General features: G+C 47.5%; 16 protein-coding genes. All 16 read left to right on the top strand.

Annotated features, from left to right (window positions below):
* The first annotated feature begins 135 nt into the window (after positions 1-135).
* Entirely contained in the window at positions 136-336 is a 201-nt protein-coding gene (locus HUG15_RS22015) for an AtpZ/AtpI family protein (RefSeq protein ID WP_246516437.1), read from the top strand.
* Between the two features lie 44 nt (positions 337-380).
* A complete protein-coding gene (locus HUG15_RS22010; protein WP_246516710.1) occupies positions 381-725 on the top strand; it encodes an ATP synthase subunit I in 345 nt (114 codons plus the stop codon).
* A gap of 77 nt (positions 726-802) precedes the next feature.
* Entirely contained in the window at positions 803-1,453 is a 651-nt protein-coding gene (atpB, locus tag HUG15_RS22005; protein ID WP_200129104.1) for a F0F1 ATP synthase subunit A, read from the top strand.
* A gap of 146 nt (positions 1,454-1,599) precedes the next feature.
* Positions 1,600-1,821 carry a F0F1 ATP synthase subunit C gene (atpE, locus tag HUG15_RS22000; RefSeq protein WP_200086201.1) on the top strand — a complete coding sequence of 74 codons (222 nt, stop codon included), beginning with the start codon at positions 1,600-1,602 and terminating at the stop codon, positions 1,819-1,821.
* Positions 1,822-1,907: 86 nt separating this feature from the next.
* Positions 1,908-2,411, top strand: a complete 504-nt coding sequence (gene atpF / locus HUG15_RS21995; RefSeq protein ID WP_343073140.1) for a F0F1 ATP synthase subunit B — start codon at positions 1,908-1,910, stop codon at positions 2,409-2,411.
* Positions 2,408-2,953, top strand: a complete 546-nt coding sequence (locus tag HUG15_RS21990) for a F0F1 ATP synthase subunit delta (protein ID WP_200125846.1) — start codon at positions 2,408-2,410, stop codon at positions 2,951-2,953. Before atpF ends, HUG15_RS21990 begins: the two co-directional genes overlap by 4 nt.
* 17 nt (positions 2,954-2,970) lie before the next feature.
* Positions 2,971-4,482, top strand: coding sequence for a F0F1 ATP synthase subunit alpha (gene atpA, locus HUG15_RS21985; protein WP_200125844.1), 1,512 nt, complete (start codon positions 2,971-2,973; stop codon positions 4,480-4,482).
* Between the two features lie 30 nt (positions 4,483-4,512).
* Entirely contained in the window at positions 4,513-5,385 is an 873-nt protein-coding gene (atpG, locus tag HUG15_RS21980) for an ATP synthase F1 subunit gamma (RefSeq protein WP_200125842.1), read from the top strand.
* 36 nt (positions 5,386-5,421) lie between these two features.
* Positions 5,422-6,822: a F0F1 ATP synthase subunit beta gene (gene atpD, locus HUG15_RS21975; protein ID WP_200125840.1), complete on the top strand. Its 1,401-nt coding sequence runs from the start codon at positions 5,422-5,424 to the stop codon at positions 6,820-6,822.
* Between the two features lie 33 nt (positions 6,823-6,855).
* Entirely contained in the window at positions 6,856-7,254 is a 399-nt protein-coding gene (locus HUG15_RS21970) for a F0F1 ATP synthase subunit epsilon (RefSeq protein ID WP_200125838.1), read from the top strand.
* A gap of 513 nt (positions 7,255-7,767) precedes the next feature.
* Entirely contained in the window at positions 7,768-8,007 is a 240-nt protein-coding gene (locus HUG15_RS21965; RefSeq protein WP_200125836.1) for a DUF1146 domain-containing protein, read from the top strand.
* A 378-nt stretch (positions 8,008-8,385) separates the two neighbouring features.
* A complete protein-coding gene (gene murA / locus HUG15_RS21960; protein ID WP_200125834.1) occupies positions 8,386-9,711 on the top strand; it encodes a UDP-N-acetylglucosamine 1-carboxyvinyltransferase in 1,326 nt (441 codons plus the stop codon).
* Between the two features lie 616 nt (positions 9,712-10,327).
* Positions 10,328-10,609, top strand: coding sequence for a YhdT family protein (locus HUG15_RS21955; protein ID WP_200125832.1), 282 nt, complete (start codon positions 10,328-10,330; stop codon positions 10,607-10,609).
* Complete coding sequence (gene panF / locus HUG15_RS21950) at positions 10,606-12,066, top strand: sodium/pantothenate symporter (protein WP_200125830.1); 1,461 nt, start codon at positions 10,606-10,608, stop codon at positions 12,064-12,066. The genes HUG15_RS21955 and panF overlap by 4 nt, the downstream gene beginning before the upstream one ends.
* A gap of 117 nt (positions 12,067-12,183) precedes the next feature.
* On the top strand, positions 12,184-13,269 hold the full coding sequence (spoIID, locus tag HUG15_RS21945; protein ID WP_246516436.1) for a stage II sporulation protein D: 1,086 nt from the start codon (positions 12,184-12,186) through the stop codon (positions 13,267-13,269).
* A 364-nt stretch (positions 13,270-13,633) separates the two neighbouring features.
* Positions 13,634-14,503, top strand: a complete 870-nt coding sequence (gene spoIIQ / locus HUG15_RS21940; protein WP_200125826.1) for a stage II sporulation protein SpoIIQ — start codon at positions 13,634-13,636, stop codon at positions 14,501-14,503.
* Positions 14,504-14,553: the final 50 nt, after the last annotated feature.

Genomic DNA, 14,553 nt, shown 5'->3' with positions numbered 1-14,553 from the left:
TTGAGCCGTTGACAGGAGGTAGTCCCTATTGTACGATTACAAAGGATAATCTGATTGGTGGTTCATTTCAGTTGTGATGGAAAGACGGCCGAAGGGAGAGACTTCATGGCCAAAGGTAACGGGAAACGTAGTCCCTTGCGTAGTTCAGTGCTCGTATCCGCCATTTTGTCGTCCATTGTCGGATCGGTGGTGGGCGGGGTAATGCTTGGGTATTGGCTCGACAGTAACTTCGACACATCACCTGTCTTTGTCATTATAGGCATGTTACTGGGTATATCGGCCGGGTTCTATGGAGTGGTACGTGCGGTCAAACCCTTTTTGGGAGACGATGATTAATGCCATTTCTCCAACATAGGATGAAGCTTTACTGCTTGGTTACGATGGTTGCCGCTCTTATAAGTATTCTCGTTTTCATCCTGACACCGTACTATTCTCTTTCATTAGGTTTTTTGCTCGGTGTTGTTTCCTGCTTGCTGAGCTTTGCTTCTATTTATATTAAAGCATTTGTCTTTGATAAAGTTGCCGAAAGGGAATCGCCCGGTATACTTTCATACTTGGTTACAGCATTTGGACTTGTCATTCGGTACGGTTTGATCGCGGTCGCGGTTGCCCTTGCCATTGTCTTTTCCGAAACATTTCACCTTGCTACCGTATTGGCAGGATACGCGGGTCTTTATCTCTACATTATGGTGGATATGTTCCTACAATTACAAAAAGAGAGGTGAACAAAGTGCATGAGGATTTAACCTTGACCTGGGAGATCGGCGGTTTTGATCTGCATTTTAGTTTTTCCGTGATATTCATGTCGACCGTCGCCGCGCTTATCGTAGCGATTTTCAGCATTGTCGGCGCGAGAAAGCTCGCCATGCGGCCGACCGGCTTGCAAAACTTCATTGAGTGGGTCATGGATTTCACAAAATACATCATCACATCGAACATGGCCTGGGAAAAAGGTGGAAGATTTATTGCATTGGCTTACACGCTCTTGTTTTATATATTCGTGGCCAATATGCTCGGTATCCCCTTTGAGTTGGCAACCGAAACAGACCACTACGCATTATGGAATTCACCAACGTCGGATCCTGTCCTGACGCTTACGATGGCTGCATTTGTGATTATTCTCACACACATCTATGGATTTAAGCTCAGGGGAGCGAAGGAGTATTTTGCCGATTACTTTCGCCCGTCGCCGATTTTATTTCCGTTTAAGATCATCGAGGAATTTTCGAACTTCTTGACACTCGGTTTGCGTTTGTTTGGAAACATTTTCGCAAAAGAGCTCGTCACGATATTGATCATTTCTCTTGCGGGTTTAGGGACGTTAGGTGCCTTGCTGGCATGGATTCCGTTAGCCCCATGGCTGGCGTTCGGCATTTTCATCGGTGCCTTGCAAGCGTTTATTTTTGCCATGCTTTCGATGGTTTATATGGCACATAAAGTTGAATCGCACTAAGGATATGAATAACGCTTGCCCATTTCGGAAGTCAGACATTGGAAGCCGGAAGTCGGCCAAAAGCATCTGGCCTCTGAACTCTGACTTCTGTAACAGGGTATGTTATCAATAATATTTTTTTATTACATTAAAGGAGGATTTATCCAATGGCTCAACTGGCAGCAGGGATTGCAGCAGGACTCGCAGCGATCGGCGGGGGTATTGCCGTCGCGATTATCGTAAAAGGTGTTTTAGAAGGGGTTTCCCGTCAGCCGGAACTAAGGGGAACATTACAGACGCTTATGTTCATTGGTATTCCGCTTGCGGAAGCCGTGCCGATTATCGCTATCGCGATTTCGTTCATGTTGGTATTCGGCATCGGCGGATAACAGATAAGGTTATAGGAATGGCGATGACGTTTCCTGTGGGAACCTTCGCCATTCCTTATGTATCGCTGGAAGGAGTGAGATAGGGTATGGATATGATGGATTTTATAGCGGATATTCAGTGGGGCAATGCATTGTATCAGTTGGTTATCTTTTCATTGCTCATTTGGGTTGTCAGCCGCTGGGCGTTAAAACCGCTTCTCGGCGTGATGAAAAAACGGGAACAGCAAGTCAACGATAACTTGGATAATGCCGAAAAAAGCCGCGCAGAAGCGGAACAATATCTTGAACAACAACGCGAGGAATTGAAAAAAGCGCGCGAAGATACGCAAGCGATGATTGATAACGCGAATAAAATGAGCGAGCAACAAGCAAAAGAAATTCTCGATAATGCGAAGGCCGAAGGAGAGCGTTTAAAAGAAGCGGCGGCTGCCGATATCAATCGGGAAAAAGAACAAGCGTTGGAATCCGTCCGGGATCAAGTCGCCAGCCTCTCGGTAGCGATTGCTACGAAGGTGATTGAAAAGGAACTGGATGAAGACGAACAAGAGAAGCTCATTGACAGCTATCTAAAAGAAGTTGGTAATGAATGAGTACACCGGCAGTAGCAAATCGTTATGCGAAGGCGCTTTTTGAACTGGCGAATGAAAAAGGTGCCGTAGAGCAGATCAATGAAGAACTGCACCGCGTTCAAACCGTTTTTCATTCCGTGCCGGCACTGTATAAAGTTATGGCGCATCCGAAGATGTCAAAGAAAGACCAGCAAGCGTTGCTGGAAAAAGGTTTTTCCGATAGCCATCCTTTCATCATGAATATGCTTTTCGTATTGGTGGATCGCGGGCGTATCCATATCATTGATTCCCTCGTGGATGCATTTCAAAACCTAACGGACGATGCCTTTCAGATTTCGCGAGCAGACGTGCGCGCGGTTCGGCCGCTTTCCGATAAGGAAAAAGAAGCGATTGCACATCAGTTTGCCAAAAAAGTAAACAATCGACAAGTCGTCGTCACGGAACATCAGGACGAAGAGCTGATCGGCGGTTTGATCGTTCGAATCGGAGATACCGTTTATGATGGCAGTGTGCAAGGCATGTTGCGACGAATGGAACGGAAAATCGTCTCTACAAATCGGTAACTGAAGGGGTGAAGTAAATGAGCATCAAACCTGATGAAATCAGTTCGCTGCTCAAGGATCAGATTGAAGACTTTCAATCGCACGTTGAAGTCAGCGAAGTAGGTACTATTATAGAGATCGGCGACGGGATTGCCCGTGTATATGGCTTAAGCAACGCCATGTCCGGAGAGTTGCTTGAATTCTCAAATGGTGTTATGGGTTTGGCGCAAAACCTTGAAGAAAACAACGTTGGGGTCGTTATCCTCGGACCTTACGATGATATACGCGAAGGAGAAGAGGTAAAGCGTACGGGACGTATCATGGAGGTTCCTGTCGGCGAGGAACTTCTCGGTCGGGTCGTAAATCCGCTTGGACAGCCTTTGGACGGAGAAGGGAATGTGGCGACGAACAAAACACGCCCTATTGAGAGCCCGGCTCCTTCGGTCATGGATCGTAAATCGGTCGAGGAACCATTGCAAACCGGGATTAAATCGATTGACGCGATGGTCCCCATTGGCCGCGGCCAAAGAGAGCTGATCATCGGAGACCGTCAAACCGGGAAAACATCGTTGGCGATCGACACGATATTGAATCAAAAAGAAGAAGATGTTATTTGCATTTACGTCGCTATCGGACAAAAGAAATCGACGGTTGCTCAACTCGTGGAGACATTTCGTCAAAAAGGCGCATTGGACTATACAATTGTTGTCGCGGCAAACGCCTCCGATCCGGCTCCGCTATTGTATTTGGCTCCGTATGCAGGCGCATCCATGGGCGAAGAATTTATGCATAACGGCAAGCATGTCCTCGTCGTCTATGATGACTTGACAAAGCAAGCGTCTGCTTATCGTGAGCTTTCCCTATTGCTGCGCCGGCCACCGGGGCGTGAAGCGTATCCCGGGGATGTTTTCTATTTGCACTCTCGTCTCCTGGAGAGAGCGGCGAAGTTAAATGATGAGAAAGGCGGCGGTTCATTGACCGCGTTGCCGTTTATTGAAACGCAAGCGGGTGATATCTCCGCATATATTCCCACAAACGTTATTTCCATTACCGACGGACAAATTTTCTTGGAGTCCGGGCTATTTAACTCCGGTCAGCGGCCAGCGGTGAACGCCGGGGCGTCCGTATCCCGTGTTGGCGGTTCGGCACAGCTGAAAGCAATGAAAAAAGTCGCTGGTACATTGCGCCTCGATTTGGCGTCTTACCGTGAATTGGCGTCATTTGCCCAATTTGGATCCGAACTGGATAAATCGACCCAAGCCAAGTTAAACCGGGGCGAGCGGACGATGGAATTGTTGAAACAAGACTTAAATCAACCGTTACCCGTTGAATATCAAGTATCCATCATCTACGCACTCGTGAACGGTTTTGTGGATGACATTCCGGTAGAAGATGTTCGCCGTTTTGAAAAAGAACTGTATACGCATATGCAACAAAACAATAAACAAGTGCTCGATCACATTCGCCAGAAGGGTACATTGCCGGAAAAAGAAGACTTCGATAAGGCGATCACAGACTTTAAGCAAATCTTCCACCCTTCTGATGAATAAAGACCGACGTGAAAAGGTGGTGATTCGAGATTGGCTTCACTCCGTGAAATAAAAAATCGAATTGGCTCTACAAAAAATATGAAGCAGATCACGGGCGCGATGCAAATGGTCGCTGCTTCAAAACAATCAAGGGCACAAGCGAAATCGCAAGCCTATGAGCCTTATATGAACAAAATCCAGGAAGTTGTGGCCAGTATCGCCATGGGCGATTCTGATGCCAGCCACCCGATGATGGAACAGCGTGAGGTTAAAAAAACCGGCTACATCGTTGTCACATCGGATCAAGGATTGGCAGGCGGTTATAACTCCAATCTGATGCGGTCTTTGCGGCAAACAATCGCGGAGCGCCATCAATCTGCGGATGAATACACGGTTATCATTATCGGTAAAATTGGCCGTGACCTCGTGAAACGACTGCAACTTCCGACTGAAATGGAATACACGGGCTTGTCGGATAATCCGTCCTTTGATGAGGTTAAAACGATTACCCGCAAGGCTGTCGGTATGTTTGAAGAGGAGAGCATTGATGAGCTCTACATCTGGTATAACCACTTCGTCAACACGATGCGTCAGGATGTGACGGAGACAAAGCTTTTGCCTTTAACGGACTTAGCCGAGCAACTTGAAGAAACCGTAGGGGCGACGACCAACTATGAATATGAGCCATCGGAAAACGCGATCCTTGAGCGATTGCTCCCTCAGTATTCCGAAACCTTAATTTACGGTGCGTTGCTGGACGCAAAAGCGGCAGAGTTCGCAGCAAGGATGACGGCGATGAAAGCAGCCTCCGACAACGCGGATAACCTCTTGGATGAGCTGCAATTGTCTTACAATCGCGCTCGCCAAGCCGCTATTACACAAGAAATCAATGAAATCGTCGGTGGAGCTTCAGCATTGGAGTAACCATCGGGACAACCAGATAAGCAAGGAGGTAAAAAGATGAGTGAAGGATATATCACCCAAGTGCTGGGGCCGGTCATTGACGTTCACTTTGAGAGCGGTGAGCTTCCTGAATTGAATAGCGCCCTCAACGTATACCAAAGCGATAAAGAAACGCCGGATGTAACGCTCGAAGTTGCTCTTCACTTAGGGGATAATAACGTGCGTACGGTCGTCATGGGTGCGAGTGAAGGCCTACAGCGCGGAGCGCTTGTCCGTAACACGGGTGCACCCATTTCCGTACCGGTCGGTAACGCTACCCTAAGCCGTGTCTTTAATGTTTTAGGGGAAAATATCGATCTGGATGAGCCGATTGGCGACGAAGTGGAACGAAAGCCTATCCACCGTGAAGCTCCGGAGTTTACGGAACTTACAACAGGCACGGAAGTCCTTGAGACCGGCATAAAGGTTGTCGATTTGCTTGCACCTTACGTTAGAGGTGGGAAAATCGGTCTCTTTGGCGGTGCCGGAGTTGGAAAAACCGTATTAATCCAGGAACTAATCAATAACATTGCCCAGGAGCACGGCGGGATTTCCGTTTTTGCCGGCGTTGGTGAACGTACCCGTGAAGGAAATGACCTTTATTATGAAATGAAAGACTCCGGCGTTATTGAAAAAACAGCGATGGTTTTCGGACAAATGAATGAGCCGCCGGGGGCCCGTATGCGTGTGGCGTTGACCGGCCTTACGATGGCTGAGCATTTCCGTGACGAAGAAGGCCAGGACGTTCTTCTTTTCATCGATAATATTTTCCGTTTTACGCAAGCAGGGCAAGAGGTTTCCGCCCTACTCGGACGTATGCCCTCTGCTGTTGGGTATCAGCCAACATTGGCAACGGAAATGGGGCAACTTCAAGAACGGATCACGACGACGAAAAAAGGATCCGTTACATCGATCCAAGCGATTTATGTCCCTGCCGATGACTATACGGATCCGGCACCGGCAACAACGTTTGCCCACCTGGATGCAACGACAAACCTCGAGCGTAGCCTCTCGGATATGGGGATCTACCCTGCCGTGGACCCATTGGATTCAACGTCCAGAGCACTTGCTCCGGAAATCGTCGGGGAAGAGCATTACGAAGTGGCGCAAGAAGTGCAGCAAACCTTGCAAAAATATCGTGAACTTCAAGACATCATCGCGATACTCGGGATGGACGAGTTATCCGAAGATGATAAGTTGACCGTGTCCCGCGCACGCCGCATTCAGTTTTTCCTTTCCCAGAATTTCCACGTGGCCGAACAATTTACTGGTCAAAAGGGATCGTACGTGCCGGTGAAAGAAACCATCCGTGGCTTTAGGGAAATTCTTGACGGAAAACATGACGATGTTCCGGAAGACGCTTTCCGCCTTGTCGGCCCGATTGAAGATGTGACGAAAAAAGCGGAAGAAATGGCCTAAACCCGTGGGTAAAGGAGAAGGAGGACGATTACGTTGAAAACGAGTGTGAACGTCGTTACCCCAAACGGGAACGTATATGATAATGATGCCGATATCGTCTCGGCGAAAACTGAATCAGGTGAAATCGGCGTCTTGCCTCGCCATGTTCCTTTAGTTGCGCCGCTTGTGACCAGTGCCGTGCGTGTGAAAAATGAAGGTGCGGAAGATAGCATTTCGGTGAGCGGAGGATTTTTGGAAGTCCGGCCCGATCAAGTCACTATTCTTGCCGAGACAGCGGAACTCCCGGCAGACATTGATGTTGACCGTGCCCAAAAGGCAAAAGAACGAGCGGAAAATCGTCTTAATCAAGACGATGAAGAGATCGATCAAAAACGAGCACAACAAGCATTGTTACGCGCGGAAATCCGCTTAAAAGTAGCGGAGCGCAAATAAAAAGAACCGGCAGAGTGAGGAGAATCACTCTGCCGGTTCTTTTTAATGCATTATCGCTAGGAAATATGGGAATATCCGCAGGAAATATGTAAATACCCACGGGAAATATATGAATACCCGCGAGAAGCCTATCTCAAAGTGAATTTCATTTTTTACACTTTAAGAATGTTTAACTTTGTTAAAGGATTAAAGTATAAGTAAAACTAAGGCTTCCGCTATAAGGACTTGGCGGAAGCCAAGTTTTTCTAAACATGCCCGCATAAACACGAAATGTCCGAATACATTCAGATGGATACAGATTTGTAACAAATAGCTCAAAGACGTTGTCGACAGAGCATATCAGATTTGGTATAATTTTATTGCTGTACAAATGAAGTGAAACTTCCAACAGAGTCCCTCTGATGGTTAGTTGAACGAATCGGGGCACTTATCACCGGGAGAATCGTACAGGGGGTCAATTAACGAGCGTGTAGTAGAAAAAAAGAAGCACGTAAGAAAGGAACGTTGAAACGAATGCCGGGTGAAATTGAATTCGGACAACAAGCTTTGCTACATATTTTCTTTAACCTGTTCGTGTTGGTTATCGTTTGGTGGAGCTTACAGGCGTTTAAATTTGATGTCCTTGTTCGTCATCCGCAAGGGGCAAAAGGAACCATGCTTTTTTTTCTGGTGGCTATTTCGATCACCCATTTAGTTAGCAGCTTTTTCCTTGATTACTTAAACCAGGCGTTAAATCTTCGTTATTTTTTCTAACGGCATGAAGTATGCCACGAGCACGACCTGCAAACAATAACGATAAATCAACGGAAATCGACACAATGTTTAACCGCGCAATGGACTGGGAAGAGATTGACAAGGGAAGAAGATTTTGAAAATGGGCTGTAACCTTTAGTGGACAATGTCGTCAAATAAAACGGAGACACTCAATATTACTTATTGGTTCGTTTTTGTCGAACTGCTTCGAAACGGGTAGAATGGGCATGTTTTCTCTCCTCGGCAAAGGGAACGCCTAATTAAGCAAATGAATAGGATAAACCAAATGAATGGTTGCCTAGCGATCCAAACGGTTTGTTCGTCAACGACCGATAAGCACATGCGGAAAAATGATTACTGGACGCGGAGGGGAATACGTTGGAAGAAAAAATTATTGTTCGAGGAGGAAAGAAGCTAAAAGGGACAGTGCGAACGGAAGGTGCGAAAAATGCTGTTCTCCCTGTACTTGCGGCTTCATTGTTGGCCGAAAAAGGAACCAGCACCATCTATGATGTGCCTCCTTTAGCAGATGTATACACGATGAAAAATGTATTGAATCACTTGCAAATGGATGTATCATATGAAGACGGTGTTTTTAAAGCGAATGCGGAGCGAAATACGTTACGCCCGAATGCCCCGTTTGAGTATGTCCGAAAAATGCGTGCGTCATTCCTGGTCATGGGTCCGTTGCTTGCGCGCACCGGACGCGCAAATGTTGCGCTCCCCGGTGGGTGTGCGATCGGATCACGGCCGATTGATCAGCATTTAAAAGGTTTTGAAGCCATGGGCGCAAAAGTGGAAATCGGTCAAGGCTATATTGAAGCCCGTGTGGAAGATCGTTTAAAAGGGGCAAAAATCTACCTTGATTTCCCGAGTGTGGGTGCAACGGAAAATATTATGATGGCTGCAGCCATGGCCGAAGGAACGACGATTATTGAAAATGTGGCTGAAGAGCCCGAAATCGTGTGTCTCGCCAATTACTTGAACGCCATGGGCGGCATTGTTCGTGGTGCCGGAACAGACACGATTCGCATCGACGGGGTTGATCACATGGAAGCTGCTGATCACACCATCATTCCCGATCGAGTAGAAGCCGGTACATTTATGGTAGCGGCAGCCATTACAGGCGGAGATGTGTTTGTGGAAGGCGCGCTTATCGAACATTTGCGTCCGCTCGTCGCAAAAATGCGCGAGATGGGTGTTATTATTGAAGAAAAGGACCACGGCATGCGCATCATCGGTCCGGATATTTTACGGCCGGTGGATATTAAAACCTTGCCGCATCCTGGCTTCCCGACAGATATGCAGGCACAGTTTATGACTTTGCTTACGCAAGCAAAAGGAACTGGCGTCGTCACCGAAACGGTTTTTGAAAATCGATTCATGCACGTGGAAGAATTTCGGCGAATGAACGCATCCATTAAAATTGAGGACCGTTCAGCCATCGTCACGGGGCCTACTCGCCTGACGGGCGGAGAAGTTTCCGCAACGGATCTACGGGCAGCCGCGGCCCTTGTCATTGCCGGGCTCGTTTCCGAAGGAGAGACGACGTTAATGGAACTTCGCCATATTGACCGCGGGTATGTCGACTTTCACGAGAAATTGCAACAACTGGGAGCCAAAGTTGAACGTGTCCCCATCGAGGATGAAACGGATGCCGTTGACACAGCACCGGTAGAAATGAACAATGAAGCCATTCACTAAAAAGAAAAAGAACGGAGACCGCTCGCCGGTTTCCGTTTTTTCTTTTTGCATAAATTATCGGCCTCCATACTGCCTAGCAGATGGCAGAGCGATTCTTGAGGGGCGTACTAATCCCCCAAAATGAGGTCGAGTCACTTTGAGAGGAACAAATAAGGCAAAGTAATCCCCCGGACCGAGACAGAATAACTCCGAAAGGAACAAAAGGGGCTAAGTAATTCCTCGGATTGAGGATGAGCTGCGCCGAGAGGAACAACAACGCAAACCTTGTTCCTCAAAGGGAAGGAATGTTGCTCCTAGAGGTACGCCAAACCCGACTTCATCCCTCAGATGGGAATTATCCACTATTTTCCATGATAAACGTCATTTTCCTGAATTTAAATAGGGACTGTTGAATAACGGAAAAAGCCTGGCACATAAGTATTTTCCGTTGATGTTGTCAAAGCTGGATGCATGTGTTAAGACTCCGCAGCGCGCGTTCGTCCGCGGAAAAGCGAAGCCATGGAAGCGGCATCCCGGCTTCAGCTGATATAGGCAAGTTGCTCAGCAATCCCTAAATAATTTTTCTTTTCCATCTCGACATAATCCGCTAAGATAGCAGGAAAGGGAGGGAGCCAATGTGAACGGAAAAAATTATTATGACCCGCGCTTTAAAGTAGCCAATCGCGAAGCGCTTATCGGCGTTGGTCTCGCGTGTTTTAATTTTGTCTGGTGGTATGCGTTTGCTTACGGTTTGGGTTCCCAACCGATTGCGGATTACGATTTTATCTTGGGGATGCCGGCTTGGTTTTTTTATAGCTGTTTGATTGGATCAGTGATTATGATTATTCTCGTCGCCGTGATGGTGAAGCTGTTTTTCAAAGAAGTGGCGCTTGATGACGAGGGGGATGATGCTTCATGAATTGGGAGACCATTATTCCACTGCTCTTTTTCATTGCTGTCGTTTTCCTGATCGGGTTTTGGGCTTCCAAACACGTGTTTAACAAAAGCAATTTTATGCAGGAATATTTTCTTGGCAGCCGTGAACTAGGCGGCTTGATTTTGGCGATGACGATGATTGCTACATACGGAAGCGCGAGCAGTTTTATCGGTGGGCCCGGCGCCGCTTATCATGAAGGGCTTGGCTGGGTGCTTCTTTCCATGTCGCAAGTGGCAACAGGTTATTTTGTCCTTATGATCTTGGGGAAAAAATTTGCTATTATGGCTCGTAAATACGATGCCGTCACTCTGGTTGATTTTTTTAAAAAAAGATATAATAGTACGCTCGTTGTAATCATAAGCGCCGGGAGCATTATCGTTTTCATCTTTTCGGCCATGGCAGCGCAATGGGTGGGCGGCGCACGGCTCATTGAAGTCGTGACCGGATTGTCTTATACATCGGCCCTGTTTATTTTTGCCGTTGCTGTTCTTATCTATGTTATTATCGGCGGATTTCGGGCAATTGCGGTTACCGATGCCGTGCAAGGGTTGATCATGTTCTTCGGGACCCTCGTCCTGCTTGTGGCCACGATTATTGCCGGCGGGGGGATGGGTAATATCATGAGCAGCCTTGCCGCCGAAAACGAACGCCTGATTTCTCCGTTCGGTGCCGAAGGTGATTTGACAGCCCTTTATGTTTCTTCCTTTTGGATTCTTGTCGGTGTCGGTGTTGTCGGTTTGCCGCAAATCGCTGTTCGCGCCATGTCCTACAAAGATTCCCGCTCCATGCACCGGGCCTTGATTATTGGAACAGTTGTCGTTGCGTTCATGATGTTCGGCATGCACTTGGCCGGAACGCTGGCTAGGCCAATCATCCCCGGGCTAGAGGTTGCCGATAACGTTATGCCTACACTGGCGATGACTGTTTTACCCGCGTGGTTGGCAGGCATTGTTCTGGCCGCGCCGTTGGCTGCGATCATGTCTACCGTCGATGCGCTTCTTTTGATGGTTAGTTCTGCTGTCGTAAAAGATGTGTATTACAACTACATTAATCCAAACGCTACGGTAAAAAAAATCAGGAGAGTTAGCATCGGCGTGACTGCATTTTTGGGGATAACGGTCGTTCTTTTTGCCCTCAGTCCACCGGAATTTTTAATCACGTTGAATTTATTTGCATTTGGCGGTTTGGAAGCTGCTTTCGTCTGGCCGCTTGTGTTGGGTTTGTATTGGGCAAAAGGAAACCGTTATGGCGCGTTGGCGTCGATGATTCTTGGGATTGGATCCTACATTGTCATCTATATTTTCATCGGAGAACCATTGGGGCAAATGGGGCCATTCGGGATGCATTCGGTCGTTGTTCCCGTTGTACTCTCATTGATTGGTTATGTCCTTGCAAGTATGGCTACGCAAAACAAAGGATCGGAGACAGTAGCTGCATAACACGTTGCCGTTTTTTGTTCTAGTAATGGCTTTTTCTCCATATATGTAGAATAGAGGTTAACAGCAGGAGAATTGCCGATGCCACCAAGCTAGAAGTCGGAAAAGGTGTGATAGACTTTGCGGATCTCGAAATTACAGGGAAGGGCTACGCCGTTAAAAAAAATGGCAGCAGCGATCTTAATGTTTACAGGCAGTCTCATCGTCCTTCCCGCTTTATTAGTGCTTCTTTTTTCCGGTTCGGAAGGGGAGGAGGCTACTTCCTCTGAGACAATGGAGGATACTGCTCCGGATGCCTCCGGGGAACAGGAAAGCGATCCTGAAAGTGAAGTAGTTGTCCCCGTATATCGTGATGCCCAAGATACAGTCGATCATGTAGAATTGGAAGAATATGTTGCAGGTGTTGTCTCCGCGGAAATGCCGTCGGATTTTGAAATGGAAGCACTAAAAGCACAGGCATTGGTGGCTCGCACCTTTATTGCACAACAAATGGAGTTTGCCGAAGGTGCCGATTTGCCGGGAGACGCGATTGTTTCTGATACGACAGCCCATCAAGTATATAAAAGCTCGGAAGAATTGGAGCAAGAATGGGGAGCAGACGCTGAAGAAACAAAAGAAAAAATTACGGAAGCCGTTGAGGCGACCGCCGGTGAAATTATTACCTATGAAGACACGCCGATTACGGCTTCCTTTTTCTCGACGAGCAATGGGTATACCGAAAACGCGGAGGATTATTGGGAAGCCTCGGTGCCATACTTGCAAAGTGTCGAAAGCCCCTGGGATGTGGATTCCCCGCGCTACGCAAATACGATCAGTTATACCGTCGAAGAAGTTGAACAACAGTTGGGGGTTGAGATTCCCGAGGGGGAAGATTTAAGCGCTAATAAAGAAAAAACAGAAGGGGACCGGGTCGAAACGGTCACCATTGGCGACACGTCGTTTCAAGGAAGAGAAATTCGCGAGGCGCTTGATCTCGATTCCAGTGATTTCGAATGGCAACTCGACGGCGATGAAATCGTTATTCATACAAAAGGTTGGGGGCACGGTGTCGGTATGAGCCAATACGGGGCTGATGGCATGGCGCAAGAAGGCATGAATTATCGTGAAATCGTCGATCACTATTATCACGACGTAGAAATCAGCGAAGACCAGGCCCATACGGAAGCTTTTGTCCATCATCAAGAAGAGGAAGAAAAAGAATCATAGATGATTGAAAGCAAGGTCATGGCGCCCGAATGAGGGTAGAGCGATACGTTACGGTCGCCATGAAAGGATCATGGCGACCGAACGATGAGAAGGCGACGCGTTACGGTCACTATGAAGGGCCCATGAAACCCGAAAACCGGAAAAGTGACTCATTACGGTCGCCATGAAAGGGTCATGGCGCCCGGACGAAGGGAAGTCAGCGCGTTACGGTCGCCATGAATGAAAGCGTCCTGCGGTCTGTTTTCGTCACCACCTCTTCTTAGGGGTGGTTTTTTGTTTTTTTATATGAATTCAGAAAAAAATTTCTAATCGGAGTATATCTTTCTATCATTTTGATCAGACTGGTTGCTGAGGTGGTGATAAGATGAAAGATGAGGAGAAAAGAACCTCTGAATCCCGGGAAGAAAAAGAAAATCCGGGGGGTCAAATAAAACAATGGTCGAAAAAACCTTGGTTCTGGCCTGCGGTTTATTTGACAGTCTGTGCGGTGTTGCTCGGTTCCTTTTTCGCGTTCCAAGGCGGAGATACAGAGTTTGCGGAGGAAAGCGATGATAGTGAAGGGATCGGCTTTGAAAGCGATCAGGAAGAAGAAGCCTTACCGGTTGGTGCCGAAGCCGAAGAAATGCAACTACCCGTAGTTGATGAAGACGTCGTTGATGTTGTCGGTTATTTCTATGACCATGATGCTTCTGCCGAAGAACAGGAAGCTGCACTCGTTTACTACAACCAGATTTACTATCAAAACAAAGGCATTGATCTAGCACATCCGGATAACGAATCGTTTGAAGTTGCCGCATCGCTCAGTGGTGAAGTCGTAAAAGCAGAACAAGATTCATTGCTGGGGAATGTCGTAGAACTTCGTCACGAAGATGAAATCGTGACCGCCTATCATAGTTTGGAGGACTTGGACGTTGAAGAAGGTGATGTCGTTGCAAAAGGAGACGTCATCGGCACAGCCGGAGAAAATACGTATAACCGTGATGCCGGTGTTCACGTTCACTTTGAAGTCCGTCAAGACGGTGTCGCGTTCAATCCGGAAGATATGTTGCATCAAACCATTTCGGAAATGACATTCGATGAGGAAGAAGGACTCGATGCAGCGACGGATCCATCAGAAGGGGACCGTGATGACGAGGAAGATGACCCTGCGGAAGAAGATCCTCCTTCTGCTGAATCAGACGACGATGAAGGCGACGACGAAGAGGACGACTCGGACAACGACGAAGAACAATAGAAGTGCAAACCAATTGGCACGCCCTCGTATGAGGGCTTTTTTTCGTATGG

The sequence above is a fragment of the Salicibibacter cibarius genome, assembly GCF_016495725.1.
In the GTDB taxonomy this organism is placed as follows: domain Bacteria; phylum Bacillota; class Bacilli; order Bacillales; family Marinococcaceae; genus Salicibibacter; species Salicibibacter cibarius.
Note: the sequence above shows the minus strand (reverse complement) of the source record. Positions and strands in the feature narration are given on the sequence as shown.

Coding starts and splice junctions, on each gene's coding strand:
- HUG15_RS21990 (WP_200125846.1), top strand. CDS start 2,408: ATGAGTACACCGGCAGTAGCAAATCGTTATGCGAAGGCGCTTTTTGAA.
- atpD (WP_200125840.1), top strand. CDS start 5,422: ATGAGTGAAGGATATATCACCCAAGTGCTGGGGCCGGTCATTGACGTT.
- HUG15_RS21965 (WP_200125836.1), top strand. CDS start 7,768: ATGCCGGGTGAAATTGAATTCGGACAACAAGCTTTGCTACATATTTTC.
- atpA (WP_200125844.1), top strand. CDS start 2,971: ATGAGCATCAAACCTGATGAAATCAGTTCGCTGCTCAAGGATCAGATT.
- HUG15_RS22010 (WP_246516710.1), top strand. CDS start 381: ATGGTTGCCGCTCTTATAAGTATTCTCGTTTTCATCCTGACACCGTAC.
- atpE (WP_200086201.1), top strand. CDS start 1,600: ATGGCTCAACTGGCAGCAGGGATTGCAGCAGGACTCGCAGCGATCGGC.
- atpB (WP_200129104.1), top strand. CDS start 803: ATGTCGACCGTCGCCGCGCTTATCGTAGCGATTTTCAGCATTGTCGGC.
- panF (WP_200125830.1), top strand. CDS start 10,606: ATGAATTGGGAGACCATTATTCCACTGCTCTTTTTCATTGCTGTCGTT.
- spoIIQ (WP_200125826.1), top strand. CDS start 13,634: ATGAAAGATGAGGAGAAAAGAACCTCTGAATCCCGGGAAGAAAAAGAA.
- atpF (WP_343073140.1), top strand. CDS start 1,908: ATGGATATGATGGATTTTATAGCGGATATTCAGTGGGGCAATGCATTG.